Source organism: Bifidobacterium tsurumiense (genome assembly GCF_000741765.1).
Taxonomy (GTDB): domain Bacteria; phylum Actinomycetota; class Actinomycetes; order Actinomycetales; family Bifidobacteriaceae; genus Bifidobacterium; species Bifidobacterium tsurumiense.
In genome coordinates this window covers 26,114-53,061 of sequence record NZ_JGZU01000017.1, presented here as the reverse complement: position 1 = coordinate 53,061, position 26,948 = coordinate 26,114, and the positions used below count along the sequence as shown (strand labels likewise).

Below are 26,948 nucleotides of genomic sequence, written 5' to 3'. Positions count from 1 at the left end.
CCGCGAAGATTACCTCAGCAGCATCGTGGTCTCGCGCAGCATAAGTTGCACTGGGTATGTGCTGTGGCGCTCGTCATCGTTCATCGTGCCTGAGATGCAGGAAAGTACCTGTTGCGCGGCGTATTCGCCAAGCCCATAAGGGTTCTGCCGTATTGTGGTCAACCCGACTTGCTGGGACATCGGGATATCGTCAAATCCAACGAGTGACAGGGATTGCGGTACGTCCCTGCCATACTGCTTGAGACGATAGAGCAGCGGCAAAGCAAGATCGTCGCTTTGGCAACACAAAGCGGTTGGGGCGGTGTTGGTGCTGATAAGCCGATTCATTACGGCATTCACCGGATTCTCGTCATCGATGATGATGGAATCAAGTCGCAAGGCAGGTTCAGCTGAGCAAGCTGACATAAGACCCTGCAGTCGTGCGTCTGCGCTGAATCGCATATTGCTACTGGGGTCGGAGGCCGTCCCTGCATACGCAATATGACGATGCCCCAATGACCGCAGATGGTCGGCAATCATGTGCATGGCCTGTTCGTCGTCAATGCTCACGGTCGCGTCAAAGCCCTCGGTCGAAGGGATGTTCACGCCGATGATGGGTACTTTCATATGGCTGAGACGGCGCACTTCGTCGGGGTCGAGATTGAAAGAACATGCTATGACCGCGTCGACATTGCGGCGCACGGGGAGGCTGGTGAAGAAGTCGCGGCGTTGTTCGGCAGTGGACATGGCATAGACTGCAATGTCGTATCCAGCCGGATGAAGAATCGAATCCAAACCGGCGAACACATTCGCATTGAACCATGAGGCAATATTGCCTCCTGAAAGCAGCGCCACACGCATGGTTTGACCGGATTTCAAAGCAGCTGCGGAGCGGGAGATCTGAAAATCGAGTTTGCGGGCGGCTGCCTCGACCTTGGCCCGTGTTTCCGGCAGCACGAGGTCGGGTTTGGTGAAGGTGCGCGAAACGGTTGATACTGACACTCCCGCTTCTGCTGCGACCGCTTGAATGCTGGCTCTCATCATACCCTGAAATCCTTGAGTCACGACAACGTTATCATCTGTAATTCCAAGCATAATATAGGTTTACGCAATTCATGATGACATATTCGCATACGTCGTCATATGCGGATGTCGATTGTATGTTGTCGCGTATTGCGTGAGGGGGGGGGTATGTGGTGCCGCATTGTTTTGAATGACCTGAATGACCGAATCATCGCGCAATGTACCTGGCGTCATTGCCTTGGTTGGATCGAGATATTCTTCAAGGCCCTGCGTATAGGATTGCTGCCGCTATGGGCACCGCTCCTATACACAGGGCCTTGACTATGAATGGCTGTTGCACCTCGCAAGCTCAGCGAATCGCTTGCTGCAACATGCGGGGCGGTTAGCGCTCACCTCGCATAACGGCTGATAGCGAGAGCACTCGTTCTTGCGAGAACACATCCTGTGTATGAATCACATTGCCTTGTGCATCGGCCAAAGGGATTCTCCAATTCGGGTACTGATCCGAAGTTCCGGGCTGATTCTGCGTGCGATGCTCGCCAGCGCCATCCACCAACGCTGCTTGCAGCAATACCGATGGGGATTTCAGCAGCATGGCGTGCATGGCTTCCACGATGCTTTGCTCATTTTCGGGAACGTCCTGCGCCGCCGCGGCATCCAGCCATCCGCCTTGAACCAGCAGATCAAGCATGGCCTGGCGCTCGGCCTTGGCGGATTGTTGGAAGGCTTCAACGGAATCCGTAAGCAGATGCAGTTCCTCGCGCAACTTCACATGTTCGAAATTGAGATAACCGGCAGTTGGCGGCAGATCATGCGTGGTCACCGATGCCAAGGCATATTTGCGATAGGTGCTTGGGTCGGCATATGGATCTCCTGCATTAGGGGAGTTGTCGACGCGAGAGAACCATTCCACCACGGTGCCCAGAATGCCGTGCGAGGCAAGCACCTTCGATACATAGGTTGGTACGGTTCCCAAATCTTCGCCGATAACCACACCATTTGCGCGCGTGGCCTCGATGGACAATACCGCCAGCATGGCGTCGACGTTGTAGGTCACATATGCGCCGCCTTGAGCGCCTTCACCTTGCGGGATCCACCACAGGCGGAACAGTCCGAGCACATGGTCGATGCGGACCGCGCCTGCGTGGGAGAACATATTGTGCACCATATCGCGGTAGACGGCATATCCTGTACGTTCCAAATAGTTGGGGTCGAAAGGAGGCTGTCCCCAGTCCTGTCCTTGCTGATTGTAGAAGTCGGGCGGTGCGCCGACGGTCACGCCGTCGGCAAATCGTTCGGGACTCCACCACACATCCGCACCCAGCGCATGCACACCCACGGCCATATCCTGCATCAATCCCAATGCCATGCCGCTGGTCTTAGCGGCGCTTTGCACTTCGGATACTTGCTCGTCGGCAATCCACTGAAGCCACCTTTGGAACTCGAATAGTTCTGCATGGTCTTGGCGTAGCGTTTCCAACTGCGGAGAAGTCCTGTCCATAGTGGTGAACCATGACCCGGCTTCCCAAGGAGCTCCCCACACTTCGAAGGCGGTGCACCAGGTGGCAAAGGAGTCAAGATCAGGGCCGGCCTGCTCTTTGAACGCTTCGAAGGCAAGCTGCCTGGAGGCAGAGCGAGGCTGCTGGAATAGCATGAACAAGGCCTTGCGCTTGGCATCCCAAGCGGCATTGATATCCATTGGGTTGGGGTCATCATTCATGGCGGCCACACTGTTGTGCAGTGCTTCGATCTTGGCGAGGCTTTCAGCATCAAGTAACTGATATTCCTCGATATCTTGCGGGCGGATATAGGTGACGTTGAGGAAACGACGAGATTCGGGCAAATACGGGGACGGCTCCAGAGGGCTGATCGGAGCGGTGGCATGAATCGGGTTGATCAGCATGAAATCGGCGCCGGATTTGGTTGCGGCGTCGGAAATGAGCTGTCTTAAATCGCCATAATCGCCAACTCCCCAAGATTCAGGGGAACGCACCGAATACATCTGTGCCATCCATCCCCAACGTTGGCGCTCCTGAAGAGCCTCAGGCAGTTCGATGCGGGCCGGGGCGAGTATCAGCGTTGCGTGTGCTGTGCGCTCGCCATCTTGTGCGGTGAGGGTGTGATATCCGATGGGCAGATCTTCGGGGATGCTCAGCACCAGTTGGTCGTTGACGACATGCGGTTCAAGCTTGATGCTCGCAGGTTGTTCTTCTCCTTCAAGGGTTATGGAAATCTGTACTTCTGCGGCATCGGTATTCACAGGAATACTCGTGTCCGTGCCCTGGAATTTGACGATGGTCGGCGGCAGCAGGCGGGTATTGCGTTCCTGTGTGATGCCATCCAGTGCATCGGTGATCGCCTCGTCATTGGTGGCGTTGATTCCAAGGGAATGAAGTACAGAGACGAGAACCTCGTCACGGATTTCCACATAGGTCCCTAGTTGATCAATATAAGATGTCGCAATGCCGGCTGTTTGCGCGAGGCGGATGAGGGGGCGAGCAAGCCGCTCGGCGCTTTCCTGCTGCTGAATGGGGGTCATCTGAGCTCCTTCGTCGATGATGCTTGTTGTGTTCACGGGATATACGGAGTGCAGCGCCGTCCTTGGAGAGGCAAACCGCATGTGCTTCTCCAACTCTAACGCGTATTGACATCGTTTGCAATGTGTGTCTGATGATAATTATCAATGATTATGATGATTGCATCGCATAAGACAGTGAAGAATATGACAATCGTTTGCAGGTCAATATGATACAAGTGATTCAAAAGTGCAGATGGTGCAGTCGTCATTGGGCGGTCCATGGTTGAATGCAATTATTGCGAATTATGCCGCGCCAGCCAGGGCTTGTGTGTAATTGATGATATGTGCCTATGTGTTGTGTGCTTGAAGGACGGAGTCTTTTGTCGTTCGACGGATGATGGCTGCATGAAATGCGTAGAGTTGCTCGCCGGCTCACTGATTTCACGTGAAACACACGAGCCGGCGAACATGTTGTTACTGTTTCGCTCTCACTTCGCAGACAACGAAACTGCGAGCAGGCATAAGAAGGGTATTGCCTGTGAGCGATGCATGTGAAGCGTCCCCAAGATTCGTTGTGGAATCGGCCAGAATAGTCCATTCGCCACGTTCGAGTGCACTCACAGACCTGGCGGTGGGATTCGGGTTGGCGCAGACCAAAAGATTGCCTATGCGCACTGCGATCATATCGGCGTCGCAAGGCACGCTGGAACGAGCGCCGTCAAAGAGCTCTTGATGCGATTTGCGGATTGCGATCATCGTCCGATACCAGTCGGTGAGATGATGCATGCGCTTTGCCAACGACCAATCCAGCCAATTCAATTGTGCTGACTGGTTGAAGGAATTGTCGCAGCCGTATTTGGTGCGCGCGAATTCCTCGCCGGAAAGGAAGAACGGTCTGCCTGCGCTGGAAAGCACCAATCCTGCGGCGATGGCGTTGGCTGCCAAGATGTCCGAGACCTCACCTCGTGTGGCGTAATCATCATCCGAGGGGCGTTCACGCATCGAGATGCATAGCTTATCCCACAATGTCAGGTCATCGTGCGCAGAGACATATTGGATGATCTGGCCAACATCCTCGCCTGCTGCCGGAGTTCCTCTCCAGGCGTTGAGCGCATTCGTGACCGATGATGCGAATTCGTGGGCATTGCCGTTGGCGAATCCTGGGTGCCTGTGATCCATGACGCTTCCTTTGATGGCATCACGAGATTCGTCGCTGAACCAACCGATACGGCTATCCAATCCATTGCGACCCAGCTTATCGGCTAGAGCGGCATGTCCTTCGACGAGGGTGGGACCGGCTGACCAGGGCTCTCCATACATAAGGATCGAAGAGCCGCCGGGCAATTCGTCAAGCGCGCGGCGTGCTTCATTCATCGTCTCGACGTCGATCAGCCCCATAAGGTCGAAGCGGAAGCCATCTATGTGATATTCCCGCGCCCAATGAACAAGGGATTCCACAATGAAGCGGCGGAACATCAGGCGTTCGCTGGCCATATCATTGCCGCAGCCGGATCCGTTGACAAGGCTGCCGTCCTCGTAGCGACGAGTGAAGTATCCGGGGACCATGCGTTCAAAGGGGTTGTCGGAGACATACATGTGGTTGTAGACCACATCCATAATCACGCGCATGCCGGCACGGTGCAATGCGGCGATCATGGATTTGCATTCACGAATGCGTGTGGCTCCATCGTGAGGATTGGTGCTATACGAACCCTCAGGCACATCGTAGGCGACAGGATCGTAGCCCCAGTTATAGGGAGTCCCGGTGTCTTCGTCCACAGAACCGTAATCGAAGAACGGAAGAATCTGCACATAGGTGACGCCAAGATGCTTGAGATAATCGATGCCGGTTGGAAAAGCGCCGGGGACACCGTCCAGCGTTGTGTGCTCGTCTGTGAAGGCAAGGTATTTGCCGCGGTGCTCGTCGGGATGACCGCTGCGCGGATCGTTGCTGAAATCTCCAATATGTGTCTCCCAAATAACACATTCATGGTCAGGGATTTCAGGAGAACGGTCTTCCTGCCAATGTTCAGGGTCAGTATCCCGCAGATTGACCACCATGCTGCGCAGGCCGTTTGAGCCGCTAGCCATCGCCCAAGGGTCGCTGGTCCGGTTGACGGTGCCTTCTTTGAATTCAACAAGATAGTCGTAGAAAGTGCCTGAGAGATTATTCGGATATGCATATTGCCATGCCCCATCTTCGACTGGAGTCATGGGGATGCTTTCCAACGGAGCTTGGTAAGGGTCGTCGGTATCGAAAAGGCGCAGTGTTATGGCAATGGCATTCGGTGACCATGCGGTAAATATTGTGGAATTGCCATTGATGGCTGCGCCGAGATGGCCATGATACACAGGCCATATTGAGTTGTGAAGTGAAGTGGAAGCCATGGGAATTCCTTTTGTGATAGTCGGGCTGATCGCCAAAGAAAGCGCCTCAGCCTAATTGCAAGTTGATTGGTTGTGGATTGCGAAGGCCGAAACAATACAGCCCGGTCATCCGATTGGTCCGAAGGCCGAAGTCGGTTGCGCCGGGCTGTGCTTGTCTGCGATGCGTGGTCGGTATTAGCCCTTAACCGAACCGGACATCGACTCTTCGTAGTATCGCTGCATGATGATGAACAGGATGGCAATCGGGATGGAAACGCATACAGCGCCGGCGGCGAAGCGGGCGTACCACTGATTGATGTATTCCTTTTGCAGCATCTGCCACAGGCCCAGAGCAACGGTGAAGTTGTCTTGAGTGCGGGCAATGACCTTGGCCATGACGAAGTCCAACCAAGGGGCCAGGAAGCCGACGATTGCTTGATACACGATCATGGGCTTGCAGATGGGGATGATGATCATGGTGAACACCTGCCATGTGGTGCAGCCATCCAAATAGGCAGCTTCATCCAAGGACTTCGGGATCGTGTCCATATATCCCTTCATGACATAGAATCCAGCGCCTGAGCCAGCCGAGTACACCACTATCAGTGCGACCAATACCAGCGCACCGCTGGTCAGGCCGAATGCCTTCAAAATGAAGTAGATGGCGATAACGGCCATGATCGAGGGGAACATGCCCAGGATCAGCGCGATGTTCATGAAGGTTCGGCGGCCACGGAAGCGCAGTCGCGACATGCAGAAAGCCACTGCAAGCACGAAGAACAGAGAGATCAGGCATACGAAGATGGCGACGATCAGCGTGTTCATGAACATGCGTGGGAAGTTCATGACATCGCGCTCGGTGAACAGCTGAATGTAATTATCCAAGGTGTATTCGCGAGGGAAGAAGGTCTCCTGATATGGCGCAGTGTTCTTATTGAAACTTTCCAGCACTACCCACACGATGGGGAGCAGCCAGATTACCGCCATGATTGCCAGGAAAATGTGTGATACGACATCGCCGATAACGCGACGGGTATGCTGATTCTTCCAGAAAGGCAATGAACCGTTCTGAGCAGAACGCTGTGACACGGAAGTGTTGTTCATATTACTCACCGGAATCCCTCCTCATTCTTGTAGGAGCCCGAGTTGCGGTAGGTGATCAGAGCCACCACCGACAGCACGACGAAGGTCATGATGCCGATAACCGCGCCAAGGTTGTAATTGGACCTATCGACCGTGAGCTTGTACAGCCAGGTGATAAGCAGATCGGTTTTGCCTGCGCTGGCGCCGACAGGCGTTGGCGATCCATTGGTCAGCAGGTAGATCACATTGAAGTTGTTCACGTTGCCAGTGAATGTGGTAATCAGATACGGGGTCATCACGAAGAAGATGTATGGCATGGTCACATTGGTGAATCGCTGCCACCAGCTGGCGCCATCCAGTTCAGCCGCTTCGTAGAGCTCGGCGGGCACATTCTGCAGAATGCCTGTGATCTGCATGATGGTGTAGGGGATACCAACCCAGAGGTTGATGATGATAACCGTCACGCGTGCCCATGTGGCGTCAGTAAGGAACGGCAGAGGCCCGTCGATAAGCCCCCAACCCATCAGCAGACGGTTGATTGCGCCATCGCGCTGCAGCATGGTATGCATGACCAACAGGGATACGAATTGAGGTACGGCGATGGACATGGAGAAGCAAGCGCGCCAGAAACCCTTGAAGTGGGTGGTCTTGCGGTTGATAATCATGGCCATGAACATACCGAAGAAGAAGTTCAGGAAGGTCGCGAAGAACGCCCAGACCAAGGTCCAGATCAGTACTGAGATGAACAGGCCGGCGTTGACTTCGCCAGTGGAGCTGAAGATTGCTCCGAAGTTCTTGAGCCCGACCCAGTCGAAGAGCACCACGTGGTTCTGGTCGTAGCTGGTGAATGCCATGGAAATCATGAACACCAAAGGAAGAATGGTGAAGATGACGATTCCCAAGGTAGGCAGGAACATCAGGCCTACGTGGGCATTGTGGTTGGTCAACGAGCGCACATCTTTGAATATGGAGACTGGCTTGTCTCCCTCGGCGATGACGCTTTGTGCCTTGTAAGCGCTGCGACCCGACAGAGTGGCGACGATCACAAGCAGGATTATGACGAAAATGGCCATGACGCCGTACAGCAAAATCTGCACTGAGTTATCACCGGCCTGGTAAACCCAGAAGCCGTCGACCTTGACCTTGGTTTGCTCGGCGCTGCCCAGGGATGGCAGCTTGAGCAGATACTGTTCGCCGCTGGTGGCCAAATATGCGATGGCTCCGATTTCAACGGCAAGGAATATCAGTCCTTTGATAATTTGCTTGCGCAACAGGTTGCCCAGGCCGAAGATGAAGAATGACAGGCGGGTGATCACATCACCATTGCGCCAGGCCTTGGCAGTGGAATATGGAGAGGGTTGCAAGCCATCCGGGTCCGTTGCGCGTTTGCGAACTCGGCGTGGAGTCTTGGCAATCGCGGTTGTCATGGCGATACCTTTCTCATTGATGGGTGTGGTGGAAAAGAGTTGTTCGTAATCCCGGTGACAGGGCGTGTCGCCTGGTATTCAACCAAAGGGCGCCCGACCCCGCGGTGTGCAGGGAGCGGGCGCCCTTGGCGTCACGCACAGTGTACGCGACTGGTTAGTGTTACTTGCTCAAGCTGGCGTACTGATCAGCCCAGTCCTGAGTCTTCTGAGCGGCGTTGTCCAAGGTGATCTCCTTGTTGACCAAGGCAGTGCCGAAGGTCTTTGCAGGATCCCAGAAGTCGCTCATCGCTGCGAGCGTGGACTGCAGTGTGGAGGTGTTGGCGATGGTGTCCATCTGAGCCACGGCTGCTGGATCGCTGGAGACGGTGCTTGCAAGCGACTTGTCGGTCGGTACGATCGAACGCATCTCGAAGTGCTGCTTCTGTGCTTCGGTGGAGCCGAGGTATGCGGCGAACTGCGCTGCCAGCTTCGGGCTCTTGGAGTTCGGGTTGTAGCCAACGGCCTTGGAACCGGAGAAGGACTTCATTTGGAAGGTTCCCGCTTCGGTGGTGAACTCAGGGAGCTGAGCTGCTGCATAGTTGTCGCCCAGAGCTTCCTTGACGTCGTTTGCCTGCCAGGTTCCTGAGAACAGCACGTCTGCGGTGCCGTTCTGCAGAGCTGCCAAGCCAGCGCCCTCGTCATTGTCGACTACGAAGTTGGCGTTATTGACCAGGTTGACCAAATACTTGGTCACTGCCTCGGCATTGTCTCCCAGCTTGATTCCTGCGGAGGCGTCAGTGCCGTCAGCACCGAAGATGGTTGCGCCAGCGCCAATGTAGAAGGCGGGCATGTACCAGGAATTGCTCAGGTTGAAGGAAACCTTGCCCTTGGTGAGCATGCTGTCCAAGGACTTGATGTCGTCGGAAGTGAACTTGGACTTGTTGTAATACATGAACCAGGTGTTGCCGGTGTACGGCACGCCATAGAGCTTGCCGTCGGTGCCGGTGACGGAGGTGACGATGGAATCGTCATTCTGCTCCTTGACCTGCTTGGCTGCGTCATCGCTCAATTCGCCAATGGCCTGTGCGTCGATCAAAGTGCCCAGCTGATCATTGGCAAACATGTACACATCGGCTGCTGCTGATGGATCCTGCTTCACGGTCTTGCTGGCGTCGCCCTCGGCGACCACGGAATTCTTCCAAGTGATCTTGTATTCGGGATGTTCCTTCTCGAATGCTGCTTCCATCTTGGGCAGCCATGAATCAGAGCTTGCCTGATCCTCAGACGGACCCCACACGGTCAGCGTCACATCGCCGCCTTCGGAGGAGCTTGAGCTGGAGTTTGAACTCCCGCAAGCAGCCATGCCGAATAATACTGCAGCAGCGGCGCCTGCGCCCAGAATCTTCTTCAAATATGTCATCCTTGACCTCCTACCAAGTCGCCTCGCCTCTCCGGTGAAGCGTCATATTGCTTGTCGGCCCGGCTCGACCTGCCTGTTGGCACATGCTCGCCTCATCTGTGCAAGCATGTGGGGCAGTGAGCCATACGGCTTCCTCACGTTGTACGAGTATACATGAAAATGAATACGTTCGCAAAACCTGTTTCATTCGGCGTTTGCAAAGTTTTCCCTGAAAGTCGAAAATGCCGTAATTCGTTGGTATATCGAGAAAATTCAATGGTTTTACGATATGTAGACGACTGGTGACGGGTGATGTCGAAATGCATAGTGATACACCGGTTTATGCTATCGTTTGCTTGCATATACTGACTGACGGCTGCAACATGTGCAGGCAGGGACCAGTGCTGTGGGCGAATCGCGATACGTCGCCCATATGCGTGGCAATGACGCGGGTATCGCGATGAATTCCTGTGAAAGGAGACTCATGGACGAGCGGATTTGGGAAAGGCCACAGTGGTTGGACACAGCGGTATTCTATGAAATTTATCCCCAGAGCTTCCAGGATTCCAATGCGGATGGTATCGGGGATATTCAGGGCATCATTTCGAGACTGGATTACATTCAGCAACTCGGTTGCAATGCGCTCTGGATCAATCCTTGTTTTGATTCGTCGTTCAAAGACGCCGGATATGATGTGCGCAATTATTGTAAAGTCGCCGAACGTTACGGGACCAATGATGATCTGGTAGAACTCTTCGAGCAAGCGCATAGCAAGGGTATTCGAGTGCTGCTTGATCTTGTTCCAGGGCATACCAGCGAGGAACACGCTTGGTTCGAGGCCAGCAAACAAGCCGAACGAAACGAGTATTCCGACCGATATATATGGACCAATAGCGCTTTTGAGGGATACAACATGCCTTTTATCGGAGGCGAAAGCGACCGTAACGGCACATATATTCTCAACTTTTTCAAATGCCAGCCCGCGCTGAACTACGGTTTTGCAACAATAGATAAGCCTTGGCAGGACGGCGTGGACTCCGAAGCCGCTGAAGCGACAAGGCAGGCGATGATCGATGTCATGCGTTTTTGGCTGAGCCGCGGATGCGACGGATTCCGCGTGGATATGGCCAATTCCTTGGTCAAGAACGACGGGGACGACAAACCGGAGACCATTCGTGCATGGCAGCAGATGCTGGGCGTGGTCAAGAGTGAATATCCTGATGCCGCTTTCGTCTCTGAATGGGGCAAGCCGGAACAGGCTCTGCGAGCCGGTTTCGATATGGACTTTTATCTGGATTGGCGCTGGGACGGCAAAGGAAATGGATACAATCTGCTGGCCCGCGATGTTGTCAATGCTTTGGACGCTGAACACGATCATAGCTATTTCTCCGCGCGTGGCGGTGGCAGCATCACAGCGTTCTTGGATGATTATCTGCCGCAATATGAGGCGACGCGAGACAAGGGCTATTTCTGCCTGATCACCTGCAACCATGACACCCCGCGATTGGCCCCGCGTCTTGATGAAAGGGAGCGCAAAGTGGCATTGGGTATGCTGCTGACCATGCCGGGTGTGCCATTCGTGTATTACGGCGACGAAATCGGCATGTGCTATCGCGATATCCCAACAAAAGAAGGCGGTTATGCGCGTACCGGAAGCCGAACGCCTATGCAATGGGATGGCAGAGCCAATGCAGGATTCTCTGAAGCCTCGGCGCAAGAGCTGTATCTTCCAGTCGATGAGGAATCTGATGCGCCATGTGCTGAGGAACAGATGTCGCGCAACGATTCCATGTGGTCATGGGTGCATGATGTGTTGCAGCTTCGCAAGAACAATGATGCCTTGCATTCTGGTGCCAGCTTTGACGTCCTCAGTGCCGAACCGGATGCCCGCAGCTTTGTGTACACGCGTTCTTCGCAACGCGGTGGTGAGTCGGTATTGGTCGCACTGAATCCAGGATTGGAATCTGAAACCATTGCATTGCCTGAAAATTTGAATATTGCGCAGGGATCACAGACTCCACTGCTTGCCCTTGGCGAGGCGCAGGTCACCGATAGCGCACTGTGTCTGGGCGCGCAAAGCTTTGCCGTATTCAAGCTGGCGTAGTGCATGAGTGCGACGAAGTCGAGAACAATATGAGAAGATACGACATTGTGCTCTTCGATTTGTATGGCACGCTCATAGATATCAGAACAGATGAAGAGTCCGACCACGCTTGGGCGGCTTTGCGCGAGGCGCTCGCTCGATGCGGTGCCGAATATGATTCAACCGTACTGCTCCGAGAAGAATTTGACCGACTCTTGCAGGCGGAAATCATAAGGGCTGGGCAGGCTCAACAGATGGTGGAACCCGAGCATGTGGAGCCGGATCTGCTTGCAGTGTACGAGGGATTGCTCGCATCCAAATCTGTGCGCGGAGACATTCCGTCACTGGCAGGGCATGTGGCTTGGGAGTTCAGACAAGCAAGCACGAGCCTGCTCAAGCTGTATGACGGTGCAGACTCCATGCTTGCGAGTTTGAGGACCGCTGGTTTGCGAACAGTTCTGGTCAGCAATGCGCAACATTGCTACACGATGCCGGAGTTGGAAATGTTGGGTCTGACTTCGGAACTTGACCATATTGTTATCTCCAGTGACGAGGGCGTGCGCAAGCCTTCTGCGGAATTATTCCTGAGAGCTTTGCGTGAAGAAAACATGTCTGCCGAACGCGCAGTCATGGTGGGCAATGATGAGCGTTGTGATATCGAAGGGGCCAAAGCCGCAGGAATCTGGCATCTATCTGCATACGGAAATCTCGCCAGCTTCCGACGCTGATACGGCGCAACATGCGGTACTCTCTGTGAATGGCGCGGATTACGGCGTAATACTGGATTACATATTGAAGGAACAGGCGTAGCTCACGGCCGACTGCAACGGTTTTCGGGCAAGCGGATATGCGGGCAAAGGATTGAGTGGTGATCATATGGCGCGAAACACATCGCGGCGGTGGCGGGGTTTGACTGATCTGCATTTGAAGATAATTGGCGCTGTGCTTATCGCCATATCGACCTTGGGGAACACTGTGCTTGCCGAGTCATTGGGAGGCGCAAGCGCGGATAATATGACTGCGCTGACGGTGCTTGTGGTATGCGAGGTCCTGTCTTGGTGCGCGATACCCATGTATGCATGGCTGTTGGTGCAGGGGTACCAGCATACCCACAATGTCTTGATGTATGGCGTGCGACTGACTGCGCTCGCGGTGATTTCTGAGGTCCCGTATGATTTGGCGACTTCGGGCAAATACTTCGATATGGATTCACAGAATCCGGTATTCGCATTGGTGGTGGCGCTTATCGTTCTGGCAGTACTGGATTGGGGGCAGAGCCATCTTGCAGGGGCGGCACGAGTTGCAGTGATTGTTGCTGTGGAATTGGCTGGATTCCTCTGGATGGTATTGCTACATATCGGTGTGCGTCAGCAGATGTTGAATATGGGCGTGCTTATTCTTGCATTCGCTACCATCTTCCATTTCCTTCAGGATCGCGAAAATACCATGATGCTGACAGCGGGGCTATTGGGAGCAGTGTCCTTCCTGGCTCCTGGCATAGGCATGGCAGTATTGCATTATCGCAATGATGAACTCGGATATTCGAAGCCGTGGGTGCAATGGCTTTTCTATGCCTTGTATCCCGCAACGCTACTAGCGGGAGCCCTGCTGGTCTGAACAGAAGATGGGGTTCTCCCGACCCTTTTAACCCCTTGGACTATCCGTCTCACGCAAGATGAGCTGTGCCTGGATCAACTCATGGGGTTTGTCCAAGCTTTCGCCATTCATCAATGCCAGGGCCTTATTCGCTGCCATGCGACCCATGGCCTGTGGATCCTGGCGCATTGTGGTGAGATTGATGGTATCGGCATAAGGGCTGTCGTCGAATCCGATAATCGAGTAATCGCGGGGTGTCAAATGCCCGTATTTGCCGAGTTTTAGTACCAAAGGAATGGCCATCATATCCATTTGGCAGCAGATGGCGTCGGGGAATTTCTCCAAGGCGAGCAGGGCAGCGAGAGCGGAATCTGCAAAATCCCTCCCTCGGGGAACGGAAATTACCTGCCATGTGAGATCTCGGGTGTGGCTTGCCGCTTCGCAAGCCCGCACGAAGCCGCGACCTCGAGCGTCGATACTGGAATTGATGCTGTCCTCTGCCTGCGAGCAGGTATACACAATATCTCTATGCCCAAGATTGATGAGATGCTGCGTACCCGTGAACATGCTGGCTTCATCATCAATGCTTATCGATGCGTCGAAACCTTCGGTTGTGGGAATGTTGATGCCGATAATAGGAACGTTGATACGTCGGAGCTGTTCCGCCTCATGAGGGTCAATATCGAATGAGGCGACGAAAACCGCGTCAACATTGCGTCGAATCGGCAGATTGGTGAAAAAGTCATGACGATGAGCGGCGGTATCGATGTGCTGGAATAAGGAGACATCGTATCCAAGAGGGTGAAGCACATTGCTGATGCCCGCAAATACCTGGGTATTGAACCAGCTGGTGATTTCCTCATTCATCAGCAGTGCGACTCTGTGGGTCTGGCCGGTTTTCAGGGCTGTCGCTGAACGTGAGATATTGAAATCCAGCTTGTCGGCGGCGTCCAGGACTTTGCGACGAGTGCGATCCGACACTAATTCCGGTCGAGTGAAAGCACGTGACACTGTAGAAATCGAAACTCCAGCGGCCTTGGCTACATCGCGAATGCCTGCTTTATCCATGACCTATCCTTGTCGTTCAACGCTGAGACTTGTACATCAAGTGTAATGCTCTTCACATAGTTTTGCAAACGTTGTCAGATTCAAGTCCTTCTGAATATTGGGATAGTCGGCATTTTCCGCATATTTATGAAAATTTGCATAAGTGTTTCATGCACTGTTTCATTTGTATGACTCCTGCATTCGTCGGTGCTGGAAATTATCAGGGTTTGATCGATTCCATATAGATGTGTTCAAATCTCTGGATTATCGATGGAAGGGCTGCGATATTCAGAAGGTAAACAACTCGTAATCCATGGATTTGAGTGGCGCATTATGGCTGCGTCAGGATGGTGTGCGCGAGGATTTCCGTGGTATTGAGGGGATTGTGCACTGACATTGCAAATGTGTGCAGAAAAATCTGGAATCTGATTATTGGGAAAGCCCACTGTGAGTTTCATCACTGTTTACCTGAAGTTGGTGAACACCACAGCTCAGAGATGCTTTGACAACCTAGCCTGTCCAGTGAATCGGGGACGGCTTTGGTCATCCGACGTGGTCGTATCTCCGTATGAAAGGAAATGAAGTGAAGCAACACAAGATGGTGCGGATGGTTTCCGCAGCGACAGCGGCTGTCGCACTCCTCGCAGCGCTGCCTTCCGCGGCTTTGGCCCAAGATGGAAAGTCGGCTGCTGATCTGGCTGGGCACGGAGCAGCTCAGCGTATCGCAACTATTGGCTCAGCAAATGCAAAGAACGTTATCCTCTTCATCGGCGATGGTATGGGCGATTCTGAAATCACCGTCGCTCGTGATTATCTCCATGGTTCCAACGGCACTTTCGACGGTCTTGACAAGATCGGTCAGCCAGGTGCTCTGGGCGATACCTCCGCGGCAACCGGTCAGTACACCACATATTCGTTGGGTAACGGCAGCAAGGATGCCAACAACCCTGTGATTACGCCGGTAACTGATTCCTCCGCTTCCGGTTCAAGCTGGGCAACCGGTACCAAGACTTATAACAACGCTGTTTCGATTGATTCCTATCTCAATCCTCAGTTGAATCTTATCGAGTTGGCCAAGGCCAAGGGCCTGGCAACCGGTAATGTCACCACCTCTGAGATCCAGGATGCCACGCCGGCTGTTCAGGAGTCCCATTCCACCGAGCGTTCCTGCTATGGACCTCAGGGCAAGACCGATGGATCCAAGAACGATGCAGGTAAGCGTTGTAAGGCCGAGCAGCTGAAGGAGAATGGCGGTATCGGTTCCATTTCGGAGCAGCTGCTTGACACTCGCGCTGATGTGACCATCGGCGGTGGTTCCAAGTACTTCAACCAGACCGCACAGGGTGGCGAATACGCAGGCAAGACCCTGTGGGAGCAGGCTCAGGAACGCGGTTTGCAGACCATTGAAAATGATGTGGACGCGTTTGCTGACTTGGAATATCAGGAAGACGCTCCTGTGCTGGCACTGTTGAGCGATGGCAATATGCCAACTCAGTTCAACAACATGCCGGCTATGAGCCAGGCTGCCACCATCGCACGTGGCGCACAGACTTGCTCCACGAACGAAGCATGGTTGGGCAACAAGACCGCTAACGGCAACTCCGCTTCCTTGGCTGATATGACCAGCAAGGCTCTGGATTTGCTCAAGGCCAATCCGAAGAGCGACAACGGCTTCTTCCTCCAGGTGGAAGGCGCGTCCATCGATAAGCGCGATCACGCCGCTGATGCTTGCGGCCAGATCGGCGAAACCGATGACCTCGATAAGGCGATCTCCGCCACTCTCTCCAGCCTCGAGGCTAGCGGCGAACTCCAGGACACCCTGATCATCGTCACCGCTGATCACGCCCACACCAGCCAGATTGTTGCCGCTCCTCCGGCATACGCTGTGAGCACGATTCTGCAGTCCCCAGTTGACGGTGCAAACATCGTGGTTTCCTACGGCACCGCTGGTCAGATCGATCCTGATGCTGACGCCGACGGTTACAACGACGGCGGCATGGGCCACACCGGTACCCAGCTGCGCATCGCAGCCTCCGGACCCGGTGCGAGCCGTGTGAGCGGCTTGACCGATCAGACCGATAACTTCTACACCATTGCATATGCACTTGGACTGGCCGCAACGACCGAGGCTCAGAACGCACTTTCCGATAACGGCGAAGTCACTGTAAACGCTGACGGCACCAAAGCAGCAGTCACCGGTTTCGATGGTGATGCAGTGCTCTCCTATGAGCTCAAGGATGCAAACGGTGTGCTCGCCGCAAGCAACACCTCCACTCCTGTGTCCGGCGTGCGCGTGGCCACTGGTCAGACCACCAACATCGCTCTGGAAGGCGTGCAGACCAACGGTACGGGTTACACCCTCACCGTCACCGGTCAGCAGTCCGGCAAGCAGGTTGTCGTGACCTTCGACGGTCCTGCAGACAACGCTGGCAACGGCTCAACCACAGGAGACAAGGAACTCGCCTCCGGCTCTGTGAAGCAGACCAAGCCGGCAAAGCTGGGTCGCACCGGTGCCATGGTTATGGGTGCGGTGTTCTTGGCTGCAGCCTTGATGATTGCAGGTGCACTCATCGTGGCTTACCGCCGCGGCGCCTTCAACAAGCGCTGAAGTAAACGTAAGCCCTAGCCGGGTGATCGCTAGCTGAAGGCGGATTCCGTCTCGAGCGAATGTCCGGATTGGGACGGCTTGTATAAGAGAAGATGGGGTTGGGGCGTCAGTAGACGTGGAACCTCGGCAGATGCCTGTAATGCATGCTTGCGCACAAGCGCATGGTGTATTGCAGGCATCTTCTTTTTTGGGGTGCTGCAGGTTGGCGCTGTGATCATGGTCGGCTGTTGAATTCGAGGTATTGGTAAAGAGGGCGTGCCAATGTCTCTGCCGTGATGGGGCGGGAATGGCCGCGTAGTCTGACTCGGCAGAAGCGGCGGTTTTACATGGTATTCCCGCAATGGGTGTGCCGAATAATGGGTATGCAGGAACTTGATAGAGATAAGCTCAACTTTTTTCTGAATTTTGGGAATAGAAGTTGACTTTAGGAAGTTGAGTGATGTAGGCTCAGGTTTTGGAAAGGCAAAACGGACCGCATGGATCCAAGATCCGGAACGACTTCTGATAAGTCGTCGAGGAGACAGTGATCCGTGAAACCTGAACGAATACGACGAATATAGCGGAACAATAAGGAGAACCAATATGGGACGCGCAGTTGGTATCGATCTGGGTACAACGAATTCCTGCATCGCCACTCTTGAAGGCGGTCAGCCAACAGTTATCGTAAATGCTGAAGGTGCTCGTACCACGCCATCCGTGGTGGCATTCAGCAAGTCCGGCGAAATCCTCGTAGGCGAGGTCGCCAAGCGTCAGGCAGTAACGAATGTCGATCGCACCATCAGCTCCGTCAAGCGCCATATCGGTACTGACTGGACTGTGGAAATCGATGACAAGAAGTGGACTCCTCAGGAGATCTCCGCTCAGATCTTGATGAAGCTCAAGCGTGATGCCGAGGCGTATTTGGGCGAGCCGGTAACCGATGCCGTGATCACCTGCCCTGCATACTTCAATGATGCACAGCGTCAGGCAACCAAGGATGCCGGAACCATCGCAGGACTCAATGTGCTGCGTATCATCAACGAGCCTACCGCCGCAGCTCTGGCTTACGGTCTGGAAAAGGGCAAGGAAGACGAGCGCATCCTGGTCTTCGACCTCGGTGGCGGTACTTTCGATGTCTCCTTGCTTGAGATCGGCAAGGATGAGGACGGATTCTCCACCATCCAGGTGCAGGCCACCAATGGTGACAACCACCTCGGCGGTGATGACTGGGATCAGAAGATCATCGATTGGCTGGTCGGCGAAGTCAAGAACAAGTACGGCGTTGACCTGAGCAAGGACAAGATTGCTCTGCAGCGTCTGAAGGAAGCGGCTGAGCAGGCCAAGAAGGAATTGAGCTCTTCCAGCTCCACTTCGCTGTCCATGCAGTATTTGGCAATGACTCCTGACGGCACTCCGGTGCATTTGGATGAGACGCTGACCCGTGCACGCTTCGAAGAGATGACTTCCGATTTGCTGGGCCGTTGCCGCACTCCATTCAATAACGTGCTTTCCGATGCTGGCATTTCCGTAAGCGATATCGACCACGTGGTGCTTGTCGGTGGTTCAACCCGTATGCCAGCAGTCAAGGAACTGGTGAAGGAACTCACCGGCGGTAAGGAAGCAAGCCAGTCCGTGAACCCGGATGAGGTCGTGGCTGTCGGCGCTGCCGTGCAGTCCGGTGTCATCAAGGGAGACCGCAAGGACGTTCTGCTCATCGATGTCACGCCGTTGAGCCTTGGTATCGAAACCAAGGGCGGCATCATGACCAAGTTGATCGATCGTAACACCGCAATCCCGACCAAGCGTTCGGAGGTCTTCTCCACCGCTGAGGACAACCAGCCATCCGTACTGATTCAGGTCTACCAAGGTGAACGTGAATTCGCACGTGATAACAAGCCGCTCGGCACTTTCGAGCTGACTGGCATCGCGCCTGCTCCTCGTGGCGTTCCTCAGATCGAAGTGACCTTCGATATCGACGCCAACGGCATTGTGCACGTGTCTGCCAAGGACAAGGGCACCGGCAAGGAACAGTCCATGACCATCACCGGTGGTTCCGGTCTGCCAAAGGACGAAATCGATCGCATGGTCAAGGAAGCCGAGGCACACGAGGCCGAAGATAAGCAGCGCAAGGAGGATGCGGAAACCCGCAACCAGGCTGAATCCTTCGCCTATCAGACCGAGAAGCTCGTCAATGACAACAAGGACAAGCTCTCCGATGATGTCGCCAAGGAAGTCACCGACAAGGTGAATGAGCTGAAAGAAGCACTCAAGGGCGATGACATCGAGAAGATCAAGACCGTCCAGAACGAGCTGATGACTTCCGCCCAGAAGATCGGTCAGGCGCTGTATGCCCAGCAAGGCGCAGAAGGTGCCGCGGCTGGTGCTGAGGGCTCTGCTGCCGGTGCATCTTCTGATGACGATGTTGTGGATGCCGAGGTCGTGGATGACGACGATAAGGACAACAAGTAATCATGTCCGAGTTCAATAAGGACGACTACTTGAATGACATGCCGGATGCCGAGTCGCTGCAGGGTGACCCGGCATCCGCCGGAACTGGAGTCGAGAACGAAGCTGCTGCAGATGACCAGCATGACGCTGCGCAGGACCAGCAGTCCTCGGATCAAACACAGGGTTCCGGCGATCCCCAGAGTGACTCCGACGCTTCGGAAAATACTCTGACTCCCTTGGGTAAAGCCAAGAAAGAAGCCGCTGAATATCTGGAAGCCTTGCAGCGCGAGCGAGCGGAGTTCATCAATTTCCGAAATCGTTCCGCCAAGGAACAGGAGCGTTTCCGTCAGCACGGCATCATCGATGTGTTAACGGCATTGCTCCCGGCTCTGGATGATATCGACCGCATTCGCGAACACGGTGAAATGGACGATTCATTCAAGGCGGTTTCCGCAAAGATTGATAAGACCTTCGAGAAGTTCGGGGTTGAGAAATTCGGTGAAAAGGGTGAAGAATTCGACCCGACCCGTCATGATGCCATCTTGCACAAACCGGATGCCGAGGCGAGCACCGAAACCGTGGATACCGTTGTTGAGGCAGGGTATCGCATCGGAGATCGCGTTATTCGCGCAGCCAGAGTGGTTGTTGCCTCGCCACAGCAGTAGTCGGCAGGAAGCGCGATGCGCACACAACAGTCAAGAACAAGAGGCGATAGGCAGAATGTTCAAAACGAATCTGCCATATCGCCACTTGTTCGCTCACAACGCCATGATCATGTGGGGATAAGTTGCCGGAAGGAGGCACAACATGGCTGAAAATGAATGGTTGGCCAAGGATTTCTACAAGATTCTCGGTGTCTCCAAGGATGCCAGCGAAGCAGAAATCACCAAGGCGTACCGCAAGCTGGCACGCAAATACCATCCGGATTTGAATAAGGGTGCCGAGGCCGAAGAAAAGTTCAAGGATATCTCCGAGGCCTATGATGTGCTGAACAACAAGGAATCACGTCAGAAATATGATGCCATCCGCCAGTTTGGCATGGGCGGTGCCCGTTTCGCAGGAGGCTCGGGCCAAGGTGGATTCGATGGTGCCGGCTTCTCCGATATCTTCGGTTCGATGTTCGGAGGTGCTGGAACAGGCGGGACCCGTGTTCGCTACACCACATCGGGCGGTGGACAGCCGAATCTCAATGACATCTTCTCGATGTTCGGCGGCGCAGGACAGCAATTCGGCGGGCAACAGGCTGCTTATGAGGATATGGCTCCCCGCAAGGGTGAGGATCGCAACTCCCATATCACCCTGACCTTCCGCCAGGCGGTTAAGGGTGCAACGGTTTCTCTGCGAGTAGATGGCAAACAATTCAAAACGCATATCCCTGCCGGCGTGAAAGATGGCCAGAAGATTCGCATCGCTGGCAAGGGCAAGGCCGGTGTCAACGGCGGCAAAAATGGCGATATGTATTTGAATATCACCGTAAAAGAGGATGCTCGCTTCTCCATGAGAGGTAACGACATCCTGATGACTTTGCCGGTGAGCGTGGCTCAGGCAGTTGCCGGAGCAAAGATCGAAGCACACGACATTGACGGAGAGACAGTGACCTTCAAAGTGCCTTCTGGCTCGTCCAGTGGCACGGAGGTTCGTTTGTCCGGAAAGGGAGTTCCGGGACGTCATGGCGATCTCGTCGGTCGAGTGGAAATCCACGTTCCCGACAAGCCAAGCATGGCCATGAAGAAGGCTGCCAAGGCATTTGATGAAGCGACCGGCGATTTCGTCAGTCAATTGGGCGAGCAGCGGTAATCGCTGCAACTCAGAGCCGAACCTGCAACGGTGCTTCGTCTCTTTATGATGAGGCACCGTTGCTTTTATATTCGCCGTTGTATATATTCGCACAGCAAGGAAAGGAGTCGGCATGGCAAGAGCTGCGAAGCAGATTAGGGCGTTGTATGAGTTATGCGCCATTGCGCTGGTTGAAGGGCGTGCCGACTTGGATGGCGCCGATGAAGTAGGCTTCGACATCGATCTTCCGATGTTCACTGTGGGACGTGCTGCCCAATTGGCTGATATTCATCCGCAGACCTTACGTCAATACGATCGTCAGGGATTGGTCGTTCCACAGAGAACGGAAGGCGGCGCACGCAGATATTCACTACGCGATATCGACCGCCTTGTGCAAGCGCAGAGCCTGAGCCAGGATGAAGGCATCAATCTTGCAGGAATCGTTCGCATTCTTGAACTTCAGGAAGAAAACCGGCAATTGCGCAGACAGGTCAAGCGACTGAGCAATCCGGCAGGATCCAGCATATTCGCGGCTGATACCGATGGTGACATAGTCGAGGTGCAGCGCTCGCGGAGTGCGCGTATGTGGCGGCATGATATTCATACAAGGCGTCGCGAATTGCCCGGTTCAAGGGTCGGCGGTGAAGAAGTGTCGAATTCCGTCGTGCTATGGGGAGATTTCGAATAACCGGATGAGCCGATGACGGCTAAGTGTTTCACGCGGCTATTCGGAGAGTCTCTGTGACTATGGAGAATCTCTGTGATTATTCGCAGAGCTCCTATGGTCAAACGGCTATTCCGTGGTTATTTCTCCTGCGATGGACTGGTTCATCCATTGTGCCAATTCCATTCCTCGAAGTCCTTGGGATAGCAAGAATATGGTTTTTGCATATGTGGCTTCCAAGGTCATATCTCCTGTGCCCACGGCTCCGGCCTCGACGACCGCGGAACTTGCGGCATATTGATCGATGATCACATCGGCTTGCGGGCATTGTGAGGCGATGATCACAGGAACATCATGAGCCATCGCATCGATCAATGACTTCTGAACACCTGGATCGCTATTGGGAATATTGCCCACTCCATACGCGCGAATGATGATGGCTTCAGGCAAAGGCCGGAGCATTGATTGCATTCGCTCGGCACTCAAGCCCGGAACCATATCGATAACCATGACGTCGTGCAGCTCATAAGGCCTCGCCTCACACCAACCCAGAGCCGGGGAAGGTTTCCCGTGCCAACGCCATGGAACTCCTGCGGTGGCCAATGGTCCGGTGGCTGGTGCCGAAAAGCCTTCGAATGCCCACGAAGATGATTTGGTACTGCGGTTAGCGGCAAAAAGATGCTGTCCGAATAACAGGCTGACTCCTTGGGCGTTGTCACTGAGCGCAGCATAGAGTGCGCCTGCAATATTGGTTGCAGCATCGGATTGAACGGTTCCCAGGGGATGCTGTGAGCCTGTGAAAATAACCGGCTTATCGAAGTCAGTGAGTGCAAAAGACAGGGCGGATGCACTGTAACTCATGGTATCGGTGCCATGAAGCACAATGAAGGCGTCGGCCGCATGCCTATTGGCCAGAACATCTTCGATTATGGCTTGCCAGCTTGCAGGGGTCGCATGAGCTGAATCAATCAATGGGTCAAGTTGCGTCAACGTTACCTGATCGCGGTCGATATGAGTATTGTCCAAAATGGCGTAGAGCCATTGTTGAAGATCGGCGCCCGGCAACAAACCCTGAGGGGACATGACCATGCCGATCGTTCCGCCGGTGTATGTGATATGCACGCGCATGGATTCTCCTCTGGAAAGATGGACGGTGTCGATGGACTCAATGTTCCGGAAAACGAATATCAACCGTTACCAGTATGGCTTCGAGTCTCGATAGATCGCGGTTGTGCAAGATTAAGGCAAAGCGGAATGAAGAGCGAGCGATAGCTGATTCAAGTTGAAACGGCCGACTTTTCAGACAGATTCGAACAGTACTGAACCGGTTTTGTCTTGCATCTTTGTTGAGATTGCAGTGTACCGATTGTGAGCGCAAAGATGACGAAAGGCGAGGTCGCTGATGCTCAAGGCTGTGTTCTGGGATATGGATGGAACGTTGATTGATTCCGAACCGTATTGGCATGCGGGGGAGATGGTAATCGCCCAAGAGCACGGTGGCTATTGGGATGAGGATTTGGCTTGGAAAGGTTCAGGAACCCCAATCCCTAGCGTTGCCCAAAGCATGATTGATCACGGTACGAAGCTTTCTGCTGATGAAATCGGTCGTCTTTTGGTTGAATATGTTACGCGCAGGGAAATTGAGCATTTACCGTGGAATCCGGGCGTATTGGATGTGCTGCAATCCTTGGTGGATGCGGGAATCCCCTCGATGTTGGTCACCACATCTCCTCGTTATCTGGCTGAAAACCTGGTGAATCAGGCGCCGGAGGGCGCATTTGCGGGCTATGTGTGCGGCGAGGATGATGTGGAAAAGAAACCGTCTCCGGAACCTTATCTGGCCGCTGCCAGCAAGCTCGGAATCTCGGCAGAAGATATGAAATACTGCATTGCAATAGAGGATTCCATCTCAGGGCTGCAATCGGCGGCAAGCTCGGGCGCTACGACTTTGGCTCAGGTGCGATTCATGCGTTCTGACACTTCCCAAGGTCCGCAGTTCGCTTCTATCGATGGTTATGAAGGAATTACGGCTGCCGTACTTGAAGAGTATGTGCAGCAACGCATTGCGTAAAGATAGCTGTTTTCGAGGTGTTGGTGACGCAGGGCACTGCATGACGGCGGTTATTCCATCACAAGCATAAATATGACAGCGGCTTGGTCGTAAGTGTCTGAGCTGCTGTGTTATGCGTGTTTATGCTGCGCGCACAATGCCTTGTCTCGCTTGACTTCAAGCCGACTTGAAGTTTTATCCTCTTACTGTTCACAATATTGAAAAGGTTCAGGATGACATCTTCGCAAAGCGATAATTATTACCTCAATATGCATTTCCCCCAAGAGCGCGCCTTGTTTGCATTGAAGGATGCAACGTTGGAACGATGTATTTTCACACAGGGTGAAAGTCCATTGAAACATGGCAAGAATCTTGAGCTCAAGCAATGCCATTTCGAATGGAAATACCCGCTGTGGTACACCACCAATATCGATATTGACCATTCCTCTTTCGCGGATACGGCTCGCTCCGGATTCTGGTATGTCGATACGTTGCATATGGCTGATTCCACCATGGCAGCGCCAAAGGGATTCCGAAGATCCCGGCATGTACGCTTCGATCATGTTTCGTTCCAGCACGCACAAGAGACGCTGTGGACCTGTTCGGACATCGTGTTGAATGATTGCCAGATCAATGGCGAATATTTCGCCAAGGACAGCGATCATATCCGTATTTCCAATTGCAAGATCGCCGGAAACTACGCCTTCGATGGCGCGAGCGATATCGAGATCACGGATTCGACGATTTTGGCAAAGGACTGCTTCTGGAATTGCAAGAATGTCAAGGTGAAGAATAGTGTCATAATCGGCGAATATCTGGCATGGAATACCGAGAATATCGTCTTTGAAAACTGCGTCATTCGTTCATTGCAGGGCTTGAATTACACAGATCAGTTGGTGATGCGTAACTGCACGATGTTGGACAGTCGCGATGTCTTTGAGTATTCCACATTGGATGCTGACATCCATGGGCATATCGATTCTATTTTGAATCCGACCTCAGGTTATATCGATGTTGATTCTGTGGGGGAAATAACCTTGGATCAGCAATATATTGATCCGGAACAGGTGCATATCAACGTGCGGAACACTGAGGAAGGCCTGGTGCGCTGAGGAGGGACGGGACGCAATGACTGGTGATCAATTCGATTTCGATGCTATCCACTCAAGAATGGGCACAGGCAGTGCCAAATGGGATCATGCATTGCAGCAGATCCCTGTGCAAATCGCCAAGCAATATGCCCCAATTGCCGCAGATATTGCCGATATGGAATTCCAATGTGCGCCTGCCATCCGCGAAGCCGTGATGAAGGTTGCACAGCATGGCATCTTTGGGTATGCCAGTCTGCCCGAGACTTTCCAGGAAGCTGTGTCTTGTTGGTTCGCAAGAAGATATGACTGCAAGCTTGATATACATGAAATCGGACTGTCAGCTGGCACTATTCCAGCATTTTCGAGTATCATCCGGAGTCTGAGCAGTCCTGGCGACGGCGTTATGCTGTGCACGCCGGTGTACGGCATCTTCTTCAATTGCATTCGAAATTCTGGACGGCGCTGTGTCGAAGTGCCTTTGCATTGGTCGGCTGCGACAGACGGTTGCAGCGAGTCCGAATCCGCAGGGCGCTGGATTATGGATTTCGCGGCTATGGAGGATATCCTGCAATGTGATCGCATTAGCGTGTTCGTGTTGTGCTCGCCTCACAATCCAACCGGAACGATATGGGATGCGCAAGAATTGCGACAGCTGCTCGAGCTGATGGGCAAATACAATGTCGCCGTGCTCAGTGATGAAGCACATGCTGATATCAGTGCACCTGGCAAACGATACACTCCTTTGGCTGCTGTGGCTGGACCTCACGATTGGGCAGTGAGCATCAATTCTCCTTCGAAGCCATTCAATATGGCTGGTTTGCAGATCAGTGCAGTGGTGAGCAGGAATCGCAGTCTGCTTGAGCGGGTGTTGGTCGGAATCAACCGAGACGAAGCCGGTGAGCAGAATATCTTTGCATTGCCGGCATTATTGGCTGCGTATTCACCGGAAGGGGAGCGATGGTTGGATGTGATGCGTTCCTATGTCTGGCAAAATCGCCAGCTGGTTGCCGATCATTTGCGTGGTTCCGGTGCTGAGCTGTTGCCAGCGGATGCCACATATTTGGGTTGGATTGATATTCGTAAGGTATTGGAAGTTCGTGCTGGAGGGATCAGTGCGGCTGACATCGATGGTGATGGCGGAATTGAGGGTGTTGATGCATCCGGGAGTGCTTTCCCCGAGCCGCAATCGTCAATGGTCCAGTTAACCGATGAATTCGTGGCGCACGTTCGTGACCATTATGCTTTGACTCTCAGTTCAGGCACTTCCTTCGGACCTGCGGGCGCAGGGTTCATTCGCATGAATCTTGCTATGCCTGCCAGCGTGGTTGATGAGGCATGCAGGCGACTCGTGGCTGCCTTGCAGTAATAGAGTCACTATCCGAAGTCGATATCACCATCACTTTGCAGAAATTCCCTGAGATTCAGATGACGCACGCCATCGCGTTTTGCAAATGAGGGATTACATGTGAAATGGGGCCTATAGGAACTTTTGTGGTGCTTATGATCGTGGTTTGCCTTGTGCGGGACGGCGTGCCAGCCTGTTATTTTTCCCTCATTGAAAATGATATGCGCGTGATGGTGGTTGGATGGTGTGAGAACGCCGTCCAAGGGAAGTCAAAAAGAAAAAGGCCGCTGCGGTGGAATGAATGCAACGGCCTTAGTGGAGCTGACGGTAGTCGAAACCGCGACCTCTTCGATGCGAACGAAGCGCTCTACCAACTGAGCTACAGCCCCGTGCCTTGTCTCAAGACAACTCTGAACACTATAATGCAAGCACTGCCCAAGCGCAATTTTCGTGCTTGGAACCGGAGACATTCGTATGGTTCCAGCA

General features: G+C 53.7%; 19 protein-coding genes and 1 tRNA gene. 11 read left to right on the top strand and 9 right to left on the bottom strand.

All coding sequences use genetic code 11. The annotated features are described in order from the left end of the window. Window positions 1-9: 9 nt before the first annotated feature. The 6 genes from BITS_RS07820 to BITS_RS07795 all read right to left on the bottom strand — a co-directional run bounded on the left by BITS_RS07820 (window position 10) and on the right by BITS_RS07795 (window position 9,796). The gene (locus BITS_RS07820) at window positions 10-1,023 is read right to left on the bottom strand and encodes a LacI family DNA-binding transcriptional regulator (protein WP_026642462.1); all 1,014 of its coding nucleotides are present in this window, start codon (window positions 1,021-1,023) and stop codon (window positions 10-12) included. 361 nt (window positions 1,024-1,384) lie between these two features. Continuing rightward, a complete protein-coding gene (gene malQ / locus BITS_RS07815; RefSeq protein WP_026642461.1) occupies window positions 1,385-3,541 on the bottom strand; it encodes a 4-alpha-glucanotransferase in 2,157 nt (718 codons plus the stop codon). 453 nt (window positions 3,542-3,994) lie between these two features. After that, on the bottom strand, window positions 3,995-5,908 hold the full coding sequence (pulA, locus tag BITS_RS07810; protein WP_034534165.1) for a type I pullulanase: 1,914 nt from the start codon (window positions 5,906-5,908) through the stop codon (window positions 3,995-3,997). A gap of 174 nt (window positions 5,909-6,082) precedes the next feature. Further along, window positions 6,083-6,991: a sugar ABC transporter permease gene (locus BITS_RS07805; RefSeq protein ID WP_081693568.1), complete on the bottom strand. Its 909-nt coding sequence runs from the start codon at window positions 6,989-6,991 to the stop codon at window positions 6,083-6,085. Window positions 6,992-6,996: 5 nt separating this feature from the next. Further along, entirely contained in the window at window positions 6,997-8,397 is a 1,401-nt protein-coding gene (locus BITS_RS07800; protein ID WP_026642458.1) for a carbohydrate ABC transporter permease, read from the bottom strand. 160 nt (window positions 8,398-8,557) lie between these two features. Continuing rightward, window positions 8,558-9,796: an extracellular solute-binding protein gene (locus BITS_RS07795; protein WP_026642457.1), complete on the bottom strand. Its 1,239-nt coding sequence runs from the start codon at window positions 9,794-9,796 to the stop codon at window positions 8,558-8,560. A gap of 463 nt (window positions 9,797-10,259) precedes the next feature. On the opposite strand from BITS_RS07795, the gene BITS_RS07790 reads away from it, so the two are divergent. From BITS_RS07790 to BITS_RS07780, 3 genes are all read left to right on the top strand, one after another. Continuing rightward, window positions 10,260-11,879 (top strand): alpha-amylase family glycosyl hydrolase, encoded by a 1,620-nt coding sequence (locus tag BITS_RS07790; RefSeq protein WP_026642456.1) that lies wholly within the window; start codon window positions 10,260-10,262, stop codon window positions 11,877-11,879. A gap of 29 nt (window positions 11,880-11,908) precedes the next feature. Beyond that, window positions 11,909-12,586, top strand: a complete 678-nt coding sequence (locus BITS_RS07785) for an HAD family hydrolase (RefSeq protein ID WP_238556577.1) — start codon at window positions 11,909-11,911, stop codon at window positions 12,584-12,586. Between the two features lie 148 nt (window positions 12,587-12,734). Next, window positions 12,735-13,475, top strand: coding sequence for a TraX family protein (locus tag BITS_RS07780; protein ID WP_034534164.1), 741 nt, complete (start codon window positions 12,735-12,737; stop codon window positions 13,473-13,475). Window positions 13,476-13,502: 27 nt separating this feature from the next. On the opposite strand, the gene BITS_RS07775 is transcribed toward BITS_RS07780, so the two are convergent. Continuing rightward, the gene (locus BITS_RS07775) at window positions 13,503-14,522 is read right to left on the bottom strand and encodes a LacI family DNA-binding transcriptional regulator (protein WP_026642454.1); all 1,020 of its coding nucleotides are present in this window, start codon (window positions 14,520-14,522) and stop codon (window positions 13,503-13,505) included. A gap of 562 nt (window positions 14,523-15,084) precedes the next feature. Between BITS_RS07775 and phoA the strand changes: the two genes are divergently transcribed. From phoA to BITS_RS07750, 5 genes are all read left to right on the top strand, one after another. Then, the gene (gene phoA, locus BITS_RS07770; RefSeq protein ID WP_026642453.1) at window positions 15,085-17,109 is read left to right on the top strand and encodes an alkaline phosphatase; all 2,025 of its coding nucleotides are present in this window, start codon (window positions 15,085-15,087) and stop codon (window positions 17,107-17,109) included. Between the two features lie 582 nt (window positions 17,110-17,691). Beyond that, window positions 17,692-19,557, top strand: a complete 1,866-nt coding sequence (gene dnaK / locus BITS_RS07765) for a molecular chaperone DnaK (RefSeq protein WP_026642452.1) — start codon at window positions 17,692-17,694, stop codon at window positions 19,555-19,557. 2 nt (window positions 19,558-19,559) lie between these two features. After that, window positions 19,560-20,201 (top strand): nucleotide exchange factor GrpE, encoded by a 642-nt coding sequence (gene grpE, locus BITS_RS07760; RefSeq protein WP_026642451.1) that lies wholly within the window; start codon window positions 19,560-19,562, stop codon window positions 20,199-20,201. 142 nt (window positions 20,202-20,343) lie between these two features. Continuing rightward, entirely contained in the window at window positions 20,344-21,333 is a 990-nt protein-coding gene (locus BITS_RS07755; RefSeq protein WP_026642450.1) for a DnaJ C-terminal domain-containing protein, read from the top strand. Between the two features lie 112 nt (window positions 21,334-21,445). After that, complete coding sequence (locus tag BITS_RS07750; protein ID WP_026642449.1) at window positions 21,446-22,000, top strand: heat shock protein transcriptional repressor HspR; 555 nt, start codon at window positions 21,446-21,448, stop codon at window positions 21,998-22,000. Window positions 22,001-22,105: 105 nt separating this feature from the next. On the opposite strand, the gene BITS_RS07745 is transcribed toward BITS_RS07750, so the two are convergent. Further along, complete coding sequence (locus BITS_RS07745) at window positions 22,106-23,104, bottom strand: asparaginase (RefSeq protein ID WP_026642447.1); 999 nt, start codon at window positions 23,102-23,104, stop codon at window positions 22,106-22,108. A 274-nt stretch (window positions 23,105-23,378) separates the two neighbouring features. On the opposite strand from BITS_RS07745, the gene BITS_RS07740 reads away from it, so the two are divergent. The 3 genes from BITS_RS07740 (at window position 23,379) to BITS_RS07730 (ending at window position 26,483) form a co-directional block, all read left to right on the top strand. Beyond that, window positions 23,379-24,047, top strand: coding sequence for an HAD family hydrolase (locus BITS_RS07740; RefSeq protein WP_044259746.1), 669 nt, complete (start codon window positions 23,379-23,381; stop codon window positions 24,045-24,047). A 212-nt stretch (window positions 24,048-24,259) separates the two neighbouring features. Then, on the top strand, window positions 24,260-25,138 hold the full coding sequence (locus BITS_RS07735) for a DUF3737 family protein (RefSeq protein WP_051264373.1): 879 nt from the start codon (window positions 24,260-24,262) through the stop codon (window positions 25,136-25,138). 16 nt (window positions 25,139-25,154) lie between these two features. Continuing rightward, entirely contained in the window at window positions 25,155-26,483 is a 1,329-nt protein-coding gene (locus BITS_RS07730) for a MalY/PatB family protein (RefSeq protein ID WP_026642444.1), read from the top strand. A 295-nt stretch (window positions 26,484-26,778) separates the two neighbouring features. Here the strand turns inward: BITS_RS07730 and BITS_RS07725 are convergent. Next, a tRNA-Ala gene (locus BITS_RS07725) sits at window positions 26,779-26,851 on the bottom strand. Between the last annotated feature and the right edge of the window lie 97 nt (window positions 26,852-26,948).

Bases quoted from the DNA above. Each gene is read 5' to 3' on its own strand.
- grpE (WP_026642451.1), top strand. From the start codon at position 19,560: ATGTCCGAGTTCAATAAGGACGACTACTTGAATGACATGCCGGATGCC.
- BITS_RS07790 (WP_026642456.1), top strand. From the start codon at position 10,260: ATGGACGAGCGGATTTGGGAAAGGCCACAGTGGTTGGACACAGCGGTA.
- BITS_RS07785 (WP_238556577.1), top strand. From the start codon at position 11,909: ATGAGAAGATACGACATTGTGCTCTTCGATTTGTATGGCACGCTCATA.
- BITS_RS07780 (WP_034534164.1), top strand. From the start codon at position 12,735: ATGGCGCGAAACACATCGCGGCGGTGGCGGGGTTTGACTGATCTGCAT.
- BITS_RS07775 (WP_026642454.1), bottom strand. From the start codon at position 14,522: ATGGATAAAGCAGGCATTCGCGATGTAGCCAAGGCCGCTGGAGTTTCG.
- pulA (WP_034534165.1), bottom strand. From the start codon at position 5,908: ATGGCTTCCACTTCACTTCACAACTCAATATGGCCTGTGTATCATGGC.
- dnaK (WP_026642452.1), top strand. From the start codon at position 17,692: ATGGGACGCGCAGTTGGTATCGATCTGGGTACAACGAATTCCTGCATC.
- BITS_RS07820 (WP_026642462.1), bottom strand. From the start codon at position 1,023: ATGATGAGAGCCAGCATTCAAGCGGTCGCAGCAGAAGCGGGAGTGTCA.
- BITS_RS07745 (WP_026642447.1), bottom strand. From the start codon at position 23,104: ATGCGCGTGCATATCACATACACCGGCGGAACGATCGGCATGGTCATG.
- malQ (WP_026642461.1), bottom strand. From the start codon at position 3,541: ATGACCCCCATTCAGCAGCAGGAAAGCGCCGAGCGGCTTGCTCGCCCC.
- BITS_RS07795 (WP_026642457.1), bottom strand. From the start codon at position 9,796: ATGACATATTTGAAGAAGATTCTGGGCGCAGGCGCCGCTGCTGCAGTA.
- BITS_RS07755 (WP_026642450.1), top strand. From the start codon at position 20,344: ATGGCTGAAAATGAATGGTTGGCCAAGGATTTCTACAAGATTCTCGGT.
- BITS_RS07740 (WP_044259746.1), top strand. From the start codon at position 23,379: ATGCTCAAGGCTGTGTTCTGGGATATGGATGGAACGTTGATTGATTCC.
- BITS_RS07750 (WP_026642449.1), top strand. From the start codon at position 21,446: ATGGCAAGAGCTGCGAAGCAGATTAGGGCGTTGTATGAGTTATGCGCC.
- BITS_RS07805 (WP_081693568.1), bottom strand. From the start codon at position 6,991: ATGAACAACACTTCCGTGTCACAGCGTTCTGCTCAGAACGGTTCATTG.
- BITS_RS07730 (WP_026642444.1), top strand. From the start codon at position 25,155: ATGACTGGTGATCAATTCGATTTCGATGCTATCCACTCAAGAATGGGC.
- BITS_RS07735 (WP_051264373.1), top strand. From the start codon at position 24,260: ATGACATCTTCGCAAAGCGATAATTATTACCTCAATATGCATTTCCCC.
- BITS_RS07800 (WP_026642458.1), bottom strand. From the start codon at position 8,397: ATGACAACCGCGATTGCCAAGACTCCACGCCGAGTTCGCAAACGCGCA.